The sequence below is a fragment of the Terrabacter terrigena genome, assembly GCF_042676085.1.
Classification (GTDB): Bacteria; Actinomycetota; Actinomycetes; order Actinomycetales; family Dermatophilaceae; genus Terrabacter; species Terrabacter terrigena.
Genome location: NZ_JBHTKH010000003.1, coordinates 213,862 through 231,991, shown reverse-complemented (window position 1 = coordinate 231,991; position 18,130 = coordinate 213,862). Strand labels below are relative to the sequence as shown.

The window sequence follows — 18,130 nt, the reverse complement described above, 5'->3', positions numbered from 1 at the left end:
CCTGACGGTTTGACGTGAACAACGTTCGACGCGCCTTGCGCGCCCACGTACGGAACGAAAGGTGCACCTGGTGCCTGAGCACGAAGACACCCCAGCGGCGACGCCGGTGGTAGGGGAGACCAGGCGGCGACGCACGCCGGTCCGCATCGCCGGACTCGCGGCCCTCGCGACTCTCGCCCTGACCGGATGCCAGGGTCAGGTGTCCAACGGTTACCTGCCCCCGGTGGTTTCCGACAGCGGCCAGCGGGTCACCGATCTCTGGATCGGCAGCTGGGTGGCCACGCTGGCCGTCGGTGTCATCACGTGGGGCCTGATGCTCTACGCCGCCGTCCGCTTCCGCAAGCGCAAGGGCGACGAGACGCTGCCCGTCCAGCTGCGCTACAACGTGCCGATGGAGCTGCTCTACACCGTCATCCCGGTGTTCATGGTGGCCGTCTTCTTCTACTACACCGCCCGCGACGAGGCCGCCCTCGTCGACACGAGCACGAAGAAGGACCTCACGGTCAGCGTCGTCGCCAAGCAGTGGAGCTGGGACTTCAACTACGTCGACTCCGACGTGCACGAGAGCGGCGTCCACACCGAGCTCGACGGCAGCACGGGCAAGCGCGCCCAGATGCCCGTGCTCTACCTGCCCGTCAACAAGCGAGTCGAGTTCGTGCTCAACGCCCGCGACGTGATCCACAGCTTCTGGGTACCTGCGTTCATGATGAAGATGGACATGCTCCCCGGCAAGACGAACAAGTTCCAGCTGACGCCCACCCAGACCGGCACCTTCCAGGGCAAGTGCGCCGAGCTCTGCGGCGCCTACCACTCGCAGATGCTCTTCATGGTCAAGGTCGTCCCGCAGGCTGAGTACGACCAGGAGATGGCCCGCCTCAAGGCCATCGGCCAGGAGGGGCTGATCCCCGTCGACGTCAGCCGCGAGAAGATGGTCCAGTCCGACATCGACAAGATCCCCGCACCCGCCCGCACTGGGAGCAACTGATGACGTCCGCAACCCTCAACCGTGAGGCGCAGTCCCCGGCCCTCACCACGTCCGGGCCGCGACTGGCCAAGGGCCAGACGTTCGTGAAGTGGGTGACGACGACCGACCACAAGGTCATCGGCAACCTCTACTTCATCACCTCGTTCGTGTTCTTCCTGCTCGGCGGCCTCATGGCGCTGATCATCCGCGCCGAGCTGGTCGCCCCGGGCCTGCAGATCGTCGACAACCCCGAGCAGTACAACCAGCTCTTCACGATGCACGGCACGATCATGCTGCTGCTCTTCGCGACGCCGCTCTTCGCCGGCTTCGCGAACGCCGTGATGCCGCTGCAGATCGGCGCGCCCGACGTCGCGTTCCCGCGCCTCAACATGTTCGCGTACTGGCTCTACCTCTTCGGTGGCCTCATCGCGTCCGTGGGCTTCCTGACCCCGCAGGGCGCCGCCGCGTTCGGCTGGTTCGCCTACGCCCCGCTCTCCGACGTCAGCTACAGCCCGGGCCTCGGCGGTGACCTCTGGGTCTTCGGTCTGGCCATGGCTGGTTTCGGCACGATCCTCGGTGCCGTCAACTTCATCACGACGATCATCTGCCTGCGTGCCCCCGGCATGACGATGTTCCGCATGCCGATCTTCACCTGGACGGTGCTGATCACCTCGCTGCTCGCGATCCTCGTCTTCCCGATCCTCGCGGCAGCGCTCTTCGCGCTCGGTGGCGACCGCCGGTTCGGCATGCACATCTTCGACGCCGAGAACAACGGCGCCATGCTGTGGCAGCACCTCTTCTGGTTCTTCGGCCACCCCGAGGTGTACATCATCGCGCTGCCGTTCTTCGGCATCATCAGCGAGGTCCTGCCGGTCTTCTCGCGCAAGCCGATCTTCGGCTACAAGACCCTCGTCTTCGCCACGATCGCCATCGCCGCGCTGTCGGCGAGCGTCTGGGCGCACCACATGTACGTCACCGGACAAGTGCTCCTACCGTTCTTCTCGGTGATGACGATGCTCATCGCGGTGCCGACCGGTGTGAAGTTCTTCAACTGGATCGGCACTATGTGGGGCGGCAAGGTCGTCATGGCGACGCCGATGCTGTGGTCGATGGGCTTCCTCGTCACGTTCCTCTTCGGCGGCCTGACCGGCATCATCCTCTCCAGCCCGGCCCTCGACTTCCACCTGTCCGACAGCTACTTCGTCGTCGCGCACTTCCACTACACCGTCTTCGGCACCGTGGTCTTCGCGATGTTCGCCGGCTACTACTTCTGGTGGCCCAAGCTGACCGGTCGGATGCTCGACGAGACGCTCGGCAAGATCCACTTCTGGATGCTCTTCATCGGCTTCCACATGACGTTCCTCATCCAGCACTGGCTGGGTGTCGAGGGCATGGCCCGTCGCTACGCGGACTACCTGCCGGAGGAGGGCTTCCAGGCGGCCAACATCGTCTCGAGCCTCGGTGCCTTCCTGCTGGGTGCCTCGATGATCCCGTTCGTCTACAACGTGTGGCGCACGTGGAAGAAGGCGCCCCTCGTGAAGTCCGACGACCCGTGGGGCTACGGCGCCTCGCTCGAGTGGGCGACCTCCTGCCCGCCGCCGCGACACAACTTCACGTCGCTGCCGCGCATCCGGTCCGAGCGTCCGGCGTTCGACCTGCACCACCCCGAGTCGGTGGCCGGCAGCGCGCCGGTCGCGGACCGCAACACCCTCGTCCAGGTGATGGGGCCGGCCGACGTCGCCGCTGGCGAGAGGGCCACCAGCACCGAGAGGCATGAGGACTGACCGATGCGCGTCGAGACCAAGCTCTTCCTGTACCTGTTCGTCTTCTTCGTGCCCGTCACGCTGATCTACGGCTTCTGGTCCAAGTGGTCCGAGCCGATCGGTGTCACGGCCCTCGTGCTCACCGCCCTGCTCTTCGCCCTCAGCGGCTTCTACCTCTGGATGACCGGCAAGAAGCTGCCGCTGCGTCCCGAGGACAACGCGTCGGGCGAGATCGAGGACGCCGAGGGCAACTACGGCTACTTCGTCGCAAGCTCGTGGACGCCGCTGTGGCTCGCCGGGTCGGGCGCCCTCATGTTCGCCGGCCTCGCCGTCGGCTGGTGGCTGTTCATCATCGGCGCGTTCCTCGGGGTCATCGCGGTCTGCCTGTGGGTCTTCGAGTCCTTCCACGGCGAATACTCCATCTGAACCAGCATCGCGCCCCCGTCACGGGGTCGTGAGAGGAGCCCGGTCGCTCGGCGGCCGGGCCCCTCTCGTGCGCGTGGTCGTCTCTCGCTGCACCTCGGCTACACGACGTCGAAGAGCTCGGTGTGGATGCGGCTGTTGCGCACGCCCAGACCCTCGAGGGTCCGGGTCACGGCGGCCACCATGGGGCCCGGACCGCAGATGAAGTAGTCGATGCGCTGCCGGAGCCGTGGCAGGTGCCGCTTCAGCATGGGACGGGTGAGCCACCCGACCTCGCCGTCCCAGCTTTCCGGGGGCTCCTCCAGGATCTCCACGATGTCGAGGTCCAGGTCGTGCACCAGGCCGTCGAGCCGCTCCCGGTGCAGCAGGTCGTCCGCGGTGCGTCCCGCGACGAAGAGCACGATGTGCCGCTGGTCGCGGCGTTCTGCGAGCGTGCGCACCATGCTGAGCATCGGGGTGATGCCGACGCCGCCCGCGATGAGGACGATGGCCTCCGAGGCGAGCCCGTCGACGGTGAACGAGCCGTGCGGGCCGTCGAGGTAGACGCGGCGGCCCGCCTTCATGCCTGCGACGAGCTCGCTGAAGTCGCCGAGGGCCTTGATGGTGAACTCCTTGCGCCACGGTTCCGTCGCCGCCGACGCGATCGTGAAGGGGTGCTCCTCGAAGACGTGCGGTGAGGCGCCGATCTTGAGGAAGGCGAATTGCCCCGGGCGGAACGGCACTCCCTCGTGTCCCTCGGCGTGGAGCACGAGCGTGGCCGAGCTGTCGGGGTGCTGGTGGATCTCGTCGATGAGGTACGCGTTCTGCCGCTGCCGGCGCGGACGCCACCACCAGCGGTAGACCCAGAGCCCGACGACCAGCACGGCCAGGAGGGTGAACCAGGCGAGCACCATGGCGTTGTTGACGAGGTCGTCGAGCAGCCACACGTGCATGGCGGTGGCGATGACGATGACGTTGGCGAGGATGACGTGGGACAGCCGCCAGCCCTCGTAGCGCGGGCGCCGCCTGCGACGGGTCCACGCCAGCACGACGATGGCCACGATGGAGACCGTGGCCGTGAGGGCGAACCACACCCGCGGCGGCGCGGTGCGCAGGTCGAGCAGGCCGAGGCCAGCGGGGGAGTGGGCGACCGCGAACACGACGTGCGCCAGCACGATGGCGCCGGCCGCGACCGCCAGGGCCCGGTGCGTCCTCAGGACCCGTTCGATGCCCAGCTGGGAGGTGAGCGTGCGCACCCGCGACGGGAGCAGGAAGGCGGCCACGAGCAGGGACAGTGCGATGAGCCCGGTGGCGAGCGAGAGCACGTGCAGCAACGGCAGTCCGGAGAGCACACCGGTGCGCTCGAGCAGGACGACGGGTATCGCGAGAGTCAGCAGGACGACGACGGCCCACCCGAGGGAGGCCAGACGGCGTCGTGGCAGCGGTCGTCGGTTGAGCGAGGTCGAAGCCTTCTGGGACACGGCGGATCCCTCTCGATCCCCGAGTGAACTCCCCCTACGGAGCTCCAGTCTGCCGCTCCGAAGGGACAGCGTCCATGCCTCGGCGCCTCTCCTGAAGTGGACGACTCGGGTCGAAACAGGGCGAGTCCGGACGAAGTTTTCGGCTGCTGAGCCTCGTTCGCCGACCCCCGAACCGACCTCGGACATGACGAAGGGGAAGGCGCGCGCCTTCCCCTTCGGCCTTCACTGCTCTTCACGGCCCTTCGGGCTCGCAGTGCGATCGTATGGGAGTGAACATCAAGGGCACCTCCGTCCGATCGGTTGTCCCCTCGACGTTAGACCTCCTCGATGCCCTGGTAAAGGGTTCTGTCCACCCCTCGTACGCGGGTTCCGGAGCGCAGGCCGTCCCCGTTTGCGGCGGCGCCTGACCAGCGTCGGAACGTGTCGTCTCAGCCCCAGCCGAGCTCGTGCAGCTGCTCGTCGTCGATGCCGAAGTGGTGCGCCACCTCGTGCACCACGGTGATCGCGATCTCGTCGCACAGCTCGTCGCGCGAGGTGCACATCCGCTGCAGCGGCCCCCGGAAGACGGTGATGCGGTCGGGGAGTGAGCCGGCAGCCCACCAGCTGTCGCGCTCGGTGAGGGGGACGCCGTCGTAGACCCCGAGCAGATCGGGATCATCGGGCGGTGGCTCGTCCTCGACGAGCACGACGACGTTGTCCATGGCCCTGGCCAGCCCCGGTGGGATGGTATCGAGAGCGTCGCCGACGGCGTCGTCGAACTCGGCTTCGGAGAGGTGGACCACGGGTGCAGTCTCGCACGACCGGAGGGGCGCGACCCCTGCGGGTCGCGCCCCTCCGAGCGGGATGCGTTGCGGCTCAGTCGTGCTGGCGTGCCTTGATGGTCTCGCGCTCCTGGCCTGCGCGCGCCGACTCGATGGCCTCGTGCTCGCCCGCCGGCACAGCAGTGTGGGCGTCGTGCTCGTGGTGGGCCGCCTCCAGCTCGCTCGGTGTGGCAGGGGCGACGCGGTCCTTGAAGAAGAAGTTCGAGAACTTGGCGCGCAGGCGTTCCTTGCGGGCGATGGGGCTGTCGACACCGTTGGCGTCGGTGCCCGCGGTGAGCTGGAGCGGCTCGTGCGACTCGTGCTGCACGAGGACCCAGCGCTCCTGCGGGGTGAGCGGTGCGTGGATCTCCTCGAACTTGCCGTCTGCGTGGCGCCAGATCGTGCCGGTCTCGCGACCGTGCAGCACCTTCTGACGGTCGGCCCGCTGCAGGCTCAGGCAGATGCGCTTGGTGATCCAGAACGCGATCGGAGGCCCGATGAAGAAGAGCACTCGCAGGGTCTGCGTGATGTCGTTGATCGACAGGTGCAGCTTGATGGCCATGAGGTCGTTGCCCGCCGCGAGGAAGAGCACGACGTACATCGTGATTCCGGCGACACCGATCGCGGTGCGCGTCGGGGCGTTGCGCGGCCGGTCGAGCAGGTGGTGCTCGCGCTTGTCGCCGGTGACCCACGCCTCGACGAACGGGTAGGCGCCGATGATGCCCCACATGACGGGCAGGAGCAGGATCGAGCCCGGGAAGATGTTCATGCTCCAGGTGAAGCCGAACGTCTCGAACTCGAGGAAGCCGGGCAGCAGTCGCAGCGCGCCGTCGGCGAAGCCCATGTACCAGTCGGGCTGGGAGCCGGCGGTGATGGGCGACGGGTCGTACGGTCCGTAGGCCCAGATCGGGTTGATGCTCACGACCGCCGATATCAGCGTGATGACGCCGAAGACGATGAAGAAGAAGCCGCCGGCCTTGGCGATGTACACCGGCAGGAGCGGGTAGCCCACGACGTTGCTGTTGGTGCGGCCCGGTCCGGGGAACTGGGTGTGCTTGTGCACGAACACCAGCAGGATGTGCGCCGTGAAGAGGCCCACGAGGATGGCCGGGATGAGCAGCACGTGCGCCGAGTAGAGGCGGGGGATGATCGCCTCGCCGGGGAACGCGCCACCGAAGATGAAGTAGGACATGTACGAGCCGATGACCGGCACCGACTGCACGAAGCCGTTCATGGCGCGGATGCCCGTGCCCGAGAGCAGGTCGTCGGGGAGGGAGTAGCCGGCGAAGCCCTCGATGCAGGCGAGCATCGAGAGGATGGTGCCGAAGACCCAGTTGATCTCGCGGGGCTTGCGGAAGGCGCCGGTGAAGAAGACGCGCGCCATGTGCACGAACACGGAGACGACGAAGATCAGGGCGGCCCAGTGGTGGATCTGCCGGATGAGCAGGCCGCCACGGATGTCGAAGGAGATGCCGAGCGTCGAGCGGTAGGCATCGGACATCGTCACGCCCTGCAGCGGCACGTAGCTGCCGTCGTAGACGACCTGGCTGGCGCTCGGGACGAACCAGAAGGTGAGGAACGCGCCCGTGAGCAGGCAGACGATCATCGAGTACATCGCGATCTCGCCGAGCATGAACGACCAGTGGTCGGGGAAGACCTTCTTGGCGAGGAAGGAGACGCCCTTGGCGGCGCCCACGCGGTCGTCGAGCCAGCCGGCGATGCCGCCGAGCGGCTTGGTGGCAGAGGCTCGCTCGTCTGCCTGGCGGTCGCCGGCGCGCAGCGCGTCAGCGGGGCGGGTGTCGGTGGTGCTCATCGCGCACGCTCCCAGAAGCTCGGTCCGACGGGCTCGGCGAAGCCCGCGGGGGCGACGAGGTAGCCCGCGTCGTCGACGGTGATCTTGAGTTGCGGCAGCGGCCGCTTGGCCGGGCCGAAGATGACTGCGCAGTCCTCGGTGAGGTCGAAGGTCGACTGGTGGCACGGGCAGAGCAGGTGGTGGGTCTGCTGCTCGTACAGGCCGACGGCACAGCCGACGTGGGTGCAGATCTTGGAGTAGGCGACGACGCCGTCGACGCCCCACTCCTTCGCCTTCGGCACCTTGATCAGGTCGGGGTCGAGACGGATGAGGATGACCGCGGCCTTGGCCTTGGCCTCGAGGACGTGCTTGCCCTCGTCGATGTATTTCTGGAGGGTCTCGGGCATGACGTGGAAGACCGAACCCGTGGTGACCTCGTCGAAGCGGATCGGCGTCATCTCCGGGTCTCGCATGAGGCGGATCGGCTTTCCGCCGTTCTCCTTGGGGTCCCAGATGGTGTGCTTCAGCTCCTCGACCGTGACCGGGCCCAGGGAACCCGCCACCTGAAGGCCGAGGGGCAGGGCGAAGAGGCCGAGCGCGCCGCCGAGGGAGTACTTGAGGATGGGACGACGCGTGAGCTGGGTCGACTCGACGCCCGCGGTGACCATCGCGACGGCCTTGGCCCGCTCCTGCGCGGTGGAGGCCTGCAGGTGCCGCTCCTCGACGATCTCCTCGTCGGACATCAGCGTCTTGGCCCAGTGCACGGCCCCGATGCCGATGAGGAAGATGGCGAACCCGAGCGAAAGTCCGAGCACGACGTTCTGGGTCTTCGCCACACCGATGCCGGGGAAGAAGAAGGTCGCCTCGTCGGGGATTGCGAAGTAGCTGACCAGGAACACGAGCGTCGCGAGCATCGAGAGACCGAACATCGTCGCGACCTGGCGCTCGGCGCGCTTGGCGGCGTCGGGGTGGTCGTCGGCCGCGCGGTGCACGTGCGGCGGCAGGCCGGGGTTCTCGAACTGGTCCGCGCCGCGGATCAGCGAGGCGGGGAGCCTGTCGTGCCCGTCGCCCTCGACCGGGACGAGCGCGGTGCTCGTGCCGTGGTCCGTGGTCTCGTGGTCGTTCATCGGGAAGTGGTCCTGTCGTCGTACGTGATCGGGACGATGCAGCGCGGGGTCATGCGGCCTTCTTGCCGAGCCAGACGGCACAGGCGATGAGGATGCCGAGGGCGAACACCCACGCGAACAGGCCCTCGGACACGGGCCCGAGGTTGCCGAGCGTCAGGCCGCCGACGTTGGTCTGCGACTCCTGGGCCTTGAGGTAGGAGATGACCTTCTGCTTCGCCTCGGGCGTCAGGTTGGTGTCGTTGAAGACGGGCATCGACTGCGGGCCGCTGACCATGGCCTCGTAGATGTGCTTGGGCGTCGTGTCGTCGAGGGCCGGGGCGTACTTGCCGCGGGTCAGGGCGCCACCGGCGCCGGCGAAGTTGTGGCACATGGCGCAGTTGACGCGGAAGATCTCGCCGCCCTCTGCGATCGCCTTGTTGTTCTCGGCCGTGCCGGGCTCGATGACGGTCGTCCACTTGCTCTCGGGGACGGACGGGCCGGGCCCGAGGGAGGCGACGTACGCGGAGAGAGCGGCGATCTGCTTGTCGTCGAACTTCACCTTGTTCTGGGGAGCCTGGACGTTCGGCCCGGCGAGCGGCATACGGCCGGTGCCGACCTGGAAGTCGACCGACGCGGCGCCGACGCCCACCAGGGACGGGCCGGACTTCGTGCCCTGGGCGTTGATGCCGTGGCAGGTGGCGCAGTTGGCCACGAAGAGGTCCTTGCCCTCGGCGACCGCGTCGGCTGCAGCGGCCGGGGCAGCGGCGTTGGCATCCTTGGGCGCCAGGAAGGAGTAGGCGCCACCGGTGACGAGAAGGCCGATCAGCAGCAGCACCGCGATTGCGGCGGGGTGTCGACGTCGGGCGGCCAAGGCGTTCACTGTGGGGTCCTGTCGTCCATGGTGGTGGTGGTCGGGTGAAGCGGGGCGCTCATGGGTGCGAAACCGGCTCGCAGGTCAGCGCAGGAGGTAGATGGTGGCGAAGAGTGCGATCCACACGACGTCGACGAAGTGCCAGTAGTACGAGGTGACGACGGCGCCGGTGGCGTTGGCGTGCGTGTAGCGACGCGTCGTGAACGTGCGCGCGATGATGAGCAGGAAGGCGATGAGGCCGCCGGTCACGTGCAGGCCGTGGAAGCCGGTCGCCATGTAGAAGACGGAGCCGTAGGCGTCGGAGCTCAGCGTCACGTTCTCGTGGACGAGCTCGGAGTACTCCATGACCTGGCCGGCGATGAAGAAGGCGCCGAAGAGGTACGTGAGCACGTACCACTCGCGCATGCCCCAGCCCTTGAGGTCGAAAAGCCTTCCGGTGCGGGCCTTCTGGCCGCGCTCGGCCTTCCAGACGCCGAGCTGGCACCACACCGAGGAGATGACGAGCACGAGGCAGTTGACGCTCGCGAACGGCAGGTTCAGCTTCTCGGTCTGCGCGGCCCAGAGGTCGCCGCGCACCGAGCGGAGCTGGAAGTAGACGGCGAACAGTCCCGCGAAGAACATGAGCTCGGAGGAGAGCCACACGATGGTGCCGACGGCAACCATGTTCGGGCGGGTCGCCGGCCCGTGGTGGGCCGAAGCCGCTACTGCGCTTGAAGGAACTGCTGATGCTGTCGCCACGTTGGACATTATTCCCACATTCCTGTCCGGCTGTGCGAGGGACCCCCCGCTACGGGGCGGTTTCTCGCGCGGGTGTAGAGGATTCGTGACCATTCCGACACGAACCCTGAACAGCCGTGCTCGGGGCCGTCCGGGAGCCAGCCTCCCACGCCCCCCGGTGCGGCCCTCGACGGGGGCTCACGGCGCCGTCCCGAGGGCCGGGAGGTCGGTGCGGCGGGGCGTGGCCTGCCCGGTAGCATCGGGCGCATGACCGCCTCGAACGACAGCGCAGCACAGGGATCGTCCACCGAGATCGCCACCACCGCCGCGTCGAAGCCGCGGGTGGCGCAGGTGAGCGTGCTGCTCTACAGCGACGACTACACGACGCGTGACGCCGTGCGTGCGGCCGTCGGTCGCCGGCCGGCCAAGGACGTCGAGGTGATTCGGTGGCACGAGTGCGCGACCGCGGACGCCGTGGTCGCGTCGGTCGACTCCGAGCGCTTCGACATCCTCGTGCTCGACGGCGAGGCGGCCAAGGTGGGCGGACTGGGGCTGGCGCGGCAGCTGAAGAACGAGATCTTCGACTGCCCGCCGATCATCGTGCTCACCGGCCGCCCTCAGGACAGCTGGCTGGCGGCCTGGTCGCAGGCCGACCTGGCCGTGCCGCACCCACTCGACCCGATCGCGCTGACGTCGGCCATCGCCACGCTGGCGCGCGCGGCCGTGCCCACGGCCTGATTGATGGGCCAGGACGGCACGACCTGGTCAGGCCTTCTCACCGACCTCATCTCGGGTCGTGACCTGGACCGCTCCACGGCCGAGTGGGCCATGGACCGGATCATGGAGGGGGAGGCGACCCCCTCACAGGTGGCAGGCTTCCTCATCGGGCTGCGGGCCAAGGGCGAGAGCATCGACGAGATGCGTGGCCTGGCCGAGCAGATGCTCGCGCACGCCCGACGTATCGAGGTCCCGGGCCCGAGCCTCGACATCGTCGGCACCGGGGGCGACCGCGCCCACACCGTGAACATCTCGACGATGTCGTCGATGGTGGCCGCGGCCGCCGGGGTGCGCCTCATCAAGCACGGCAACCGGGCGGCGTCCTCGTCGTCGGGCTCTGCCGACGTCCTCGAGGCGCTCGGGGTCGACCTGTCGCTCCCGCCCGAGCGGGTCGTGGAGGTCGCCGAGGAGGCGGGCATCACCTTCTGCTTCGCCCAGACGTTCCACCCCTCCTTCCGTCACACGGCCGTGCCGCGGCGCGACCTCGGCGTCGGCACCGCGTTCAACTTCCTCGGCCCGCTCACCAACCCGGCGCAGCCGACGTATGCCGCCGTGGGCTGTGCCGACGCACGCATGGCGCCGTTGCTCGCCGGGGTCTTCGCCGACCGCGGCAAGGACGCGGCGGTGTTCCGCGGCGACGACGGCCTCGACGAGGTCACCGTTTCCACCACGACCCGCGTGTGGTGGGTTCGCGCCGGCGCTGTCAACGAGCACTCGGTCGACCCCACCCGGCTCGGCCTGGAGCTGCATCCGATCGAGGCGCTGAGGGGCGGCGACGCCGCCCACAACGCCGCGGTCGTGCGTGAGACCTTCGCCGGCGCCGACGGCGCCGTCCGCGACGCCGTGCTGCTCAACGCGGGCATCGCCCTCGCCCTGACCCGCCCCGACTCGGGCACCTCGCCCTCCGACTTCGACGCAGACCTCCGGGCCGGCATGGATCTCGCGGCGCACGCCATCGACAGTGGCGCCGCCACGGCCCTCGTGGAGCGCTGGGTGGCGGCAACCCGCCGCTGAGGCACGACAGGGCCGTAGGCAAGGCAGGGCCCTAGGCAAGGCAGGGCCCTAGGCAAGGCCCGGAGGAAAGGCCGGAAGCGGAGACCCCCGCAAGGCGACCCTGCGCCCCGCCCGTCGGGTCTAGCGTCAGGCGCATGCGGTTCGTCATCGACATCGACCTGGACGCCCTCACGGGGAACCCGGAGCAGGAGGTCGGCCGGATCCTGCGCTTCTGGGCCGGCGCCCTCAAGCAGATGGAGCTTGCCCCTGGCACGGAGCACGAGCTCTCGGACTCGGACTACAAGGTGGTCGGACACCTTGTGGTCACCGACTGAGCCGAGCACCCCGTGCGGCCCCTTCGGCCGATCGCCGGGGCTACTCGCCGCCGGGGCTACTCGCCTTCGAGGCCCAGGCTGAACGCGGCCTCGAGGTCGTGCGAGGAGTAGGTGCGGAAGGCGATGTGGGTCGAGGTGCCCACGATGCCCTGCACCTTGTTGAGCCGGTCGGCGATGACGTCGGCGAACTCCTCGTGCGCCTTGACCCGCACCATGGCGATGAGGTCGGCGTCGCCGGTCACGGAGTAGACCTCGGACACAGCGGGGATCTCGGCGACAGCCTCGGCCACCTCGGGAATCCGGTCGACCTCGCAGCTGATCATGACGATGGCGGTGATCACGAGGACACCCTAGCTGCAGCGCCCCGAGGCCATGTGGCGACCACCCCGGCGGCTACCCGGCGCGACGCAGACCGCCGCGACGACCACCCCGCGCGCCATGACCCTCACGCCCGCCGGAGCCGCCGCCGGTGCGTCCGGAGGTCGCCGTCGCTGCCACGTCGTCGTCGAAACCGACGACGTCGCGGGCTGACGCGACCGCCGGCTCGAGCTCGCTGCGCACCGATCCGGCTCCGCCCACCGGGCAGGTCCAGGACCCGTCGAGCTCGACGATCCGCACACCCGGTGCCTCCAGCCAGCGCAGCAGGATTTCGGTCTCCTCGGTCAGAGCGGCGGGACGGTCGGGCGTCGGGGGCGGGACGACCTCGGCCGTGGCCTGCATGGAGGCAACGTAGGGCATCGGGTCGGCCCCGCGCGGGCTGACGCAGGTTCCGGCGAGGCGTCCGTGCCGGATCGTGACGAGCTCCCAGCCCCCGAGGTCGCTGCGCCGGGCCGCGACGATCTCAGGGGAGCGGGTCAGCGGTGCGAGCCGCTGCGCGCGGGCGGCGCCGCGCACCAGTTGCAGAAACCGGTCTCGGACGCGTGCGGCGTCCTCGAAGCGCTCCTGTGAGGCGAGCTCCTCGAGTCGGGCGCGGAGCAGCTCGGCGCCCGGCCGGGCGTTGCCGGTGAAGATCGCCCGGCAGTCGGCGACCACGACTGCATAGTCGCCCTCGGACTGGGCCCCGGTGCACGGCGCGCCGCAGCGCCCCATGTCCGCGAGCGCGCAGGCTGTGCCGCGACCGGTGACCCGGCCGGTGCACTGGCGCAGCGGAACCACCTCGTGGACCGCATCGACGGCCGCCTGCGCGGTGACCCGGGAGCGGAACGGGCCGATGTAGTGGGCGTCGTCGTCGCGGACCTGCTTGACGATGGACAGGCGGGGAAAGCGCTCCTGGGTCAGCTTGACCCAGACCACCTTGCGGCCGTCCTTGGACCGCCGGTTGAAGCGGGGCTTGTGCTCGTCGATGAGGCGCAGCTCGCGGACCTGGGCCTCGAGCGAGGTCTGGCAGACGACCGGGTGGACGACGTGCGCGAGCCGCACCATCTCGGCCATGCGCGTGCGCTGCTCGGAGGCCGTGAAGTAGGTGCGCACCCGGGTGCGGATGTCGCGGCTCGTGCCGACGTAGAGGACGCGGTCGTTGCCGTCCTTGAAGAGGTAGACCCCGGGGGAGCTGGGCAGGGGGTCGGCGAGGAAGCGCTTGCGACGCTGCGAAGGAGTGACGCGCGAGCTGTAGCTGGACAGCTCTTCGAGCGTGTGCACGCCGAGGTTGCCGACACGTTCGATGAGGCCGTGGAGCACGTCGACCGTGGCCCGGGCGTCGTGCAGCGCGCGGTGGTCGGGGGTGGTGGGGGAACCGAACACCCGGGCCAGCGACGAGAGGCGGTGGTTCGGCGACTCGTCGCGCACGACGAGCTGGCGGGCCAGCTGCAGGGTGTCGAGGACGGCGAACCCCCGCCAGGGTGAGCCGACGCGCGCGGCGGCGGCCTTGAGGAAGCCGATGTCGAAGCCGGCGTTGTGCGCCACGAGGACACTGCCTGCGGCGAACTCGAGGAAGGCGGGCAGGGCGCTCTCGATGCGGGGCGCGTCGCGCACCATCGAGTCGGTGATGCCGGTGAGCGCCGAGATGAAGGCGGGGATCGGCTCGGCGGGGTTGACCAGCGTCTGGAACTCGCCGAGCACCTCGCCGCCGCGCACCTTGACGGCCCCGATCTCCGTGATGCCGCACTGCGCGGGCGTGCCACCTGTGGTCTCGAGGTCGACGACGACGAAGGTGACGCCGGCGAGGGAGGTGCCGAGGTCGTCGAACGTCGCCTGGATCGCCTGCATGCCCCTGACGGTATGCGGGTGCGCCGACATCGCCCCGCAGGCGCGGCGTCGCCCGTCGAAAGGGCTGGCCGGGAGCGTTGTCGGTGGAGGCCCTTAGCGTCTTCCACGACAGATCGCAACGAGAGACGAAGGGTGGAAACAACGATGATGCTCGTCGACTGCCAGACCTGCCCGGTGCGGGACGTCCACTGCGCTGACTGCATGGTGACGGCGCTGACCGCGACCCCACTCCGGCTGGGCGGCACGCGGCCGTCTGGTGGTGGGCTCCCCGAGCTCACCGACCCTGCGGCGGCACCGCCCGCCACGGTCCCGCTCGACCGTGCGGAGCGTCGGGCCGTCTCGGCCTTCCTCGCGGCGGGCCTGGTCACGACCGCGACCGCGAACGCCACTCGCGCCGAGCTCGCCCAGGACGTGCGCGTCGTTCCCGAGAGGCCTCACGACGCCCGCTGGGCGGGCTGACCGCCGGGTTGGTTGCACGCGGTCGCGGCCGTGACACGATGACGCGGTGCCGAGCCAGACGCAGCGACCGACCGCGGCCCTGAGGCGGTCGGCTGCCACGACCTCTGCCCTCGCGGCCCTGTCCGCCCTGGCGTTCGGGGCGTGCACGCCCGCGCCGTCGACACGCGCGGACGCCCCGGCTACCTCGTCCGTGTCGTCCGTGTCGTCCGCGTCCCCCGCGTCCTCCCCCCGTGCTGCCACGAGCACACCGTCTCCGGGCGCTGAGGAGATCCCGCCCGAGCAGTGGGAGGCCGTCAGACGGCAGTCCGTCACGGCCCTGCTCCGCGACCGGTTGGCTGCTGTGCAGCGCGACGACCTGCAGCGATGGCTGGCGCCGCTGGGCGGATCGTCGAAGGCCGCGCTGCGTCGGAGCCAGGCGGAAGTACTCGACCGGATGACCGCCATCGGGGTCGACGACGTGCAGCTCGTCGCGCTGCGCGAGACCACCGCTCCCGTGCCGGCGCCCGCCGGCACGTCCGTGGCTTGGGACGTCAGGGTCAGCCTGACCTACAGGATCCGCGGCTTCGACACGGCGCCGCGCGCCTTCGACCTCGACCTGACCTTGAAGGCAGACCCGGCGTCCCCGCGCCGTCCGGAGGTCACCGCGAGCGCTCCGTCAGGGCGCCCGCAGCCGTGGGACCTCACCGGCCTGCGGGTCCGGCGGTCGCCCACCGCCCTCGTGCTCGCCGTCGGCGACGACGCCCGGCTCGAGGAGATCTCGCGCCGCGCACGCACGGCGGCCTCCCGAGTTGCCACCGTCTGGGGGAGCGCCCGGCCCGCCGTCTGGATCGCCCCCGTCAACGACGCCGACGCCGCCCGCCTGCTGGGTCGCACCGACGGCCCGGCCGGCCTGGGCGGGGTGGCCGCGGCCACCGACGGTCCGCTGACGCCCGGCGAACGCGCCGGGGCGGACCGCATCATCCTGGTGCCCAAGGCCTGGACCTCGCTCCGGCCCGACGGGCGTGACGTCGTGATGACGCACGAGCTGACCCACGTCACCGTCCGCGGGTCGACCACCCGAGGAGTGCCCGTGTGGCTCTCGGAGGGGTTCGCCGAGCTCGTCGCGTACACGCCGATCGACCTGCCCGAGACGGCCGTGGTGGCTCCCGCCCTCGCACTCGTCCGCGCCCGGGGGATGCCGACCGCCCTGCCTGCAGACGACGACTTCGCGCCAGGCACTCCGACGTTGCAGGCGGCATACGGCCTCTCCCTGCTGGCCCTGCGCACGCTGGCAGACGCCCACGGCACCCGCGCCGTCGTCGACCTCTACCGTGCCGCGGCCGGTGGGCTGGCGGTGCCGATCGACCGCGTCGACGATCGCGAGGGCATCGTCGACGACGCCCTGCGCAGCACCGTGGGCACGACGCGGGGTCGACTGGTCAAGGACTGGCAGGCCCGGCTTCGCGGCCTGTTGCGCTGAACGCCGGCCCGCGAGGTGCCGAGGTCGCTCAGGCGTACAGTGCCTCGACGTCGTCGGCGAAGTCCTTCATGACGACGTTGCGCTTGAGCTTCAGCGACGGGGTGAGGTAGCCGTTCGCCTCGGTGAAGTCGCCCGGCAGGACGGCGAACTTGCGGATCGACTCCGCCTTCGACACGGCCTCGTTGGCGCGGTCGACCGCCTCCTGGAGCGCCTCGAGGACCTTGGGGTGCGACCTCGCCTGCTCGAGCAAGACATCGTCGAGCCCGTGCGTCCTGGCCCAGAGCGGCCACATCTCGTCGTCGAGGGTCAGCAGCACGGCGATGAAGGGCTTCTGGTCGCCGACGACGATGCACTGCGACACGAGGGGGTGGGCGCGCAGGCGGTCCTCGAGCACCGCCGGTGCAACGTTCTTGCCGCCCGCGGTCACGAGGATCTCCTTCTTGCGCCCGGTGATCCGCAGGTAGCCGTCGTCGTCCATCTCTCCCAGGTCACCGGTGTGGAACCAACCGTCGACGAGGGCGTCGGCCGTGGCCGTCGGGTTGCCGTGGTAGTTGCCGAAGACCCCGACGCCCTTGAGCAGGATCTCGCCGTCGTCGCCGATGCGGATGGCTGTGCCCGGCAGCGGCGGGCCCACGGTGCCGATCTTGATGCGGTCGGGGGTGTTGACCGCCACGGGGGCGGTGGTCTCGGTGAGCCCGTACCCCTCGAGGATGACGACGCCGATGCCACGGTAGAAGTGGCCGAGGCGGGTGCCGAGCGGCGCCCCGCCCGAGACCGCGTAGCGGACCTTGCCGCCCATGGCGGCCCGGAGCTTGCCGTAGACGAGGCGGTCGAAGATCGCGTGCTGCACACGCAGCCCGAGACCCGGGCCGCCTGCGTCGAGGGCCTCGCTGTAGGCGATGGCAACGGTCGCGGCGCGCAGGAAGATCTTGCCCTTGCCGTCGGCGGACGCCTTGGCCTCGGCCGAGTTGAAGATCTTCTCGAACACCCGCGGCACCGCCAGGACGAACGTGGGCTGGAAGCCGGCGAAGTCGTCGAGCAGCGTCTTGATGTCCGCCGAGTGCCCCATGCGCGCCTTGCCGGCCACGCAGAGCACCTCGATGAACCGGGCGAAGACGTGGGCGAGGGGAAGGAAGAGCAGGGTCGAGGCGTTGTCGGTGAGGACGACCTGCCCCAGCTTCTCGATGGCGTTCTCGGCGAGATCGAGGAAGTTGCCGTGCGTCAGCTCGCAACCCTTGGGGCGTCCCGTGGTGCCGGAGGTGTAGATGATCGTGGCGAGAGAGCCGCGGTCGAGGCCGGCGCGGCGCTCAGCGAGGTCGGCGTCGGTGACCTCTGCGCCCTTGTCGCGCAAGGCGTCGAGGCCGCCGGCCTCGATGGTGACGACGTCACGCAGGGACGGCAGGTCGCCCCGGACCTGCTCGACGACGGAGCGGTGCGCCTCGGACTCGACGACGGCCACGTGCACGTCGGAGTCGGAGAGGATCCACTGCACCTGCTCGGCCGAGGAGGTCTCGTAGATGGGCACCACGACGGCACCGACTCCCCAGGCGGCGAAGTCGACAAGGGTCCACTCGTAGCGCGTGCGTGACATCAGGGCCACGCGGTCGCCGGGCCGGACCCCCGAGGCGACGAGCCCCTTGGCGACGGCGGCGACATCGGAGGCGAACTGCGACCACGTGACGTGCGTCCACCCACCCGAGGGCGTCTTGCGCGAGAAGGCGGTCTCGCCGCCGGACTCGGCGGCGTTGCGTCCCGGCAGGTCGGCGAGGCTGCCCTCCGTCGTGACGGGGGCGAGTGCTGCGACGACGTTGTCCTTCACTGTCACTCCTGATCGCGTGGGGAAGCTGTGCTGCACCTTACCGAGCGGTAACTGCCCGGGCCACGTCGTGAAGGTCACAGCGGCGACCGGAGGAGTGGCCTGCGTGGCAGGCCGCAGCCGACCACATCTTCCCACGCGGACGACGCGCCGTGACAGGCGTCCCGTCAAGCACCGTCGTGCTGCGGGC

Annotated in this window: 16 protein-coding genes and 1 pseudogene; 8 read left to right on the top strand and 9 right to left on the bottom strand. The window is 69.7% G+C overall.

Going from position 1 to position 18,130, the window contains the following annotated elements; translation table 11 throughout:
- Positions 1 to 61: 61 nt before the first annotated feature.
- From ctaC to ACFQ2V_RS07000, 3 genes are read left to right on the top strand one after another with little or no spacing between them, the layout of a single operon-like run.
- Positions 62 to 985 carry an aa3-type cytochrome oxidase subunit II gene (gene ctaC, locus ACFQ2V_RS07010; protein WP_386051940.1) on the top strand — a complete coding sequence of 308 codons (924 nt, stop codon included), beginning with the start codon at positions 62 to 64 and terminating at the stop codon, positions 983 to 985.
- Complete coding sequence (ctaD, locus tag ACFQ2V_RS07005; RefSeq protein WP_386051939.1) at positions 985 to 2,748, top strand: aa3-type cytochrome oxidase subunit I; 1,764 nt, start codon at positions 985 to 987, stop codon at positions 2,746 to 2,748. Before ctaC ends, ctaD begins: the two co-directional genes overlap by 1 nt.
- Positions 2,749 to 2,751: 3 nt before the next feature.
- On the top strand, positions 2,752 to 3,153 hold the full coding sequence (locus tag ACFQ2V_RS07000) for a cytochrome c oxidase subunit 4 (RefSeq protein WP_386051938.1): 402 nt from the start codon (positions 2,752 to 2,754) through the stop codon (positions 3,151 to 3,153).
- A gap of 98 nt (positions 3,154 to 3,251) precedes the next feature.
- Here ACFQ2V_RS07000 and ACFQ2V_RS06995 read toward each other — a convergent pair whose 3' ends face one another.
- The 6 genes from ACFQ2V_RS06995 to ctaE form a co-directional block, all read right to left on the bottom strand.
- On the bottom strand, positions 3,252 to 4,610 hold the full coding sequence (locus tag ACFQ2V_RS06995; protein ID WP_386051937.1) for a ferredoxin reductase family protein: 1,359 nt from the start codon (positions 4,608 to 4,610) through the stop codon (positions 3,252 to 3,254).
- 428 nt (positions 4,611 to 5,038) lie between these two features.
- Positions 5,039 to 5,392: a metallopeptidase family protein gene (locus ACFQ2V_RS06990; protein ID WP_386051936.1), complete on the bottom strand. Its 354-nt coding sequence runs from the start codon at positions 5,390 to 5,392 to the stop codon at positions 5,039 to 5,041.
- 73 nt (positions 5,393 to 5,465) lie between these two features.
- Positions 5,466 to 7,223 (bottom strand): cytochrome bc1 complex cytochrome b subunit, encoded by a 1,758-nt coding sequence (qcrB, locus tag ACFQ2V_RS06985; RefSeq protein WP_386051935.1) that lies wholly within the window; start codon positions 7,221 to 7,223, stop codon positions 5,466 to 5,468.
- A complete protein-coding gene (qcrA, locus tag ACFQ2V_RS06980; RefSeq protein WP_386051934.1) occupies positions 7,220 to 8,329 on the bottom strand; it encodes a cytochrome bc1 complex Rieske iron-sulfur subunit in 1,110 nt (369 codons plus the stop codon). Before qcrA ends, qcrB begins: the two co-directional genes overlap by 4 nt.
- Positions 8,330 to 8,378: 49 nt before the next feature.
- Entirely contained in the window at positions 8,379 to 9,188 is an 810-nt protein-coding gene (gene qcrC / locus ACFQ2V_RS06975) for a cytochrome bc1 complex diheme cytochrome c subunit (RefSeq protein WP_386051933.1), read from the bottom strand.
- 75 nt (positions 9,189 to 9,263) lie between these two features.
- Complete coding sequence (gene ctaE / locus ACFQ2V_RS06970; RefSeq protein WP_386051932.1) at positions 9,264 to 9,926, bottom strand: aa3-type cytochrome oxidase subunit III; 663 nt, start codon at positions 9,924 to 9,926, stop codon at positions 9,264 to 9,266.
- A gap of 237 nt (positions 9,927 to 10,163) precedes the next feature.
- On the opposite strand from ctaE, the gene ACFQ2V_RS06965 reads away from it, so the two are divergent.
- The 3 genes from ACFQ2V_RS06965 to ACFQ2V_RS06955 all read left to right on the top strand — a co-directional run bounded on the left by ACFQ2V_RS06965 (position 10,164) and on the right by ACFQ2V_RS06955 (position 12,001).
- Entirely contained in the window at positions 10,164 to 10,634 is a 471-nt protein-coding gene (locus ACFQ2V_RS06965; RefSeq protein ID WP_386051931.1) for a response regulator, read from the top strand.
- A 3-nt stretch (positions 10,635 to 10,637) separates the two neighbouring features.
- Positions 10,638 to 11,687, top strand: coding sequence for an anthranilate phosphoribosyltransferase (gene trpD / locus ACFQ2V_RS06960; RefSeq protein WP_386051930.1), 1,050 nt, complete (start codon positions 10,638 to 10,640; stop codon positions 11,685 to 11,687).
- A gap of 134 nt (positions 11,688 to 11,821) precedes the next feature.
- A complete protein-coding gene (locus tag ACFQ2V_RS06955; protein ID WP_386051929.1) occupies positions 11,822 to 12,001 on the top strand; it encodes a hypothetical protein in 180 nt (59 codons plus the stop codon).
- Between the two features lie 56 nt (positions 12,002 to 12,057).
- Here ACFQ2V_RS06955 and ACFQ2V_RS06950 read toward each other — a convergent pair whose 3' ends face one another.
- Together ACFQ2V_RS06950 and ACFQ2V_RS06945 are read right to left on the bottom strand one after the other, a co-directional pair.
- Positions 12,058 to 12,342, bottom strand: a complete 285-nt coding sequence (locus ACFQ2V_RS06950; protein ID WP_045192538.1) for an Lrp/AsnC family transcriptional regulator — start codon at positions 12,340 to 12,342, stop codon at positions 12,058 to 12,060.
- A 52-nt stretch (positions 12,343 to 12,394) separates the two neighbouring features.
- Positions 12,395 to 14,293, bottom strand: a pseudogene (locus tag ACFQ2V_RS06945) (DEDD exonuclease domain-containing protein); the annotation flags it as partial.
- A 45-nt stretch (positions 14,294 to 14,338) separates the two neighbouring features.
- On the opposite strand from ACFQ2V_RS06945, the gene ACFQ2V_RS06940 reads away from it, so the two are divergent.
- Entirely contained in the window at positions 14,339 to 14,665 is a 327-nt protein-coding gene (locus ACFQ2V_RS06940) for a hypothetical protein (RefSeq protein ID WP_386051928.1), read from the top strand.
- A gap of 46 nt (positions 14,666 to 14,711) precedes the next feature.
- Positions 14,712 to 16,124, top strand: coding sequence for a hypothetical protein (locus ACFQ2V_RS06935; RefSeq protein WP_386051927.1), 1,413 nt, complete (start codon positions 14,712 to 14,714; stop codon positions 16,122 to 16,124).
- 28 nt (positions 16,125 to 16,152) lie between these two features.
- On the opposite strand, the gene ACFQ2V_RS06930 is transcribed toward ACFQ2V_RS06935, so the two are convergent.
- Positions 16,153 to 17,943, bottom strand: coding sequence for an AMP-dependent synthetase/ligase (locus tag ACFQ2V_RS06930; protein WP_386051926.1), 1,791 nt, complete (start codon positions 17,941 to 17,943; stop codon positions 16,153 to 16,155).
- Positions 17,944 to 18,130 lie beyond the last annotated feature (187 nt).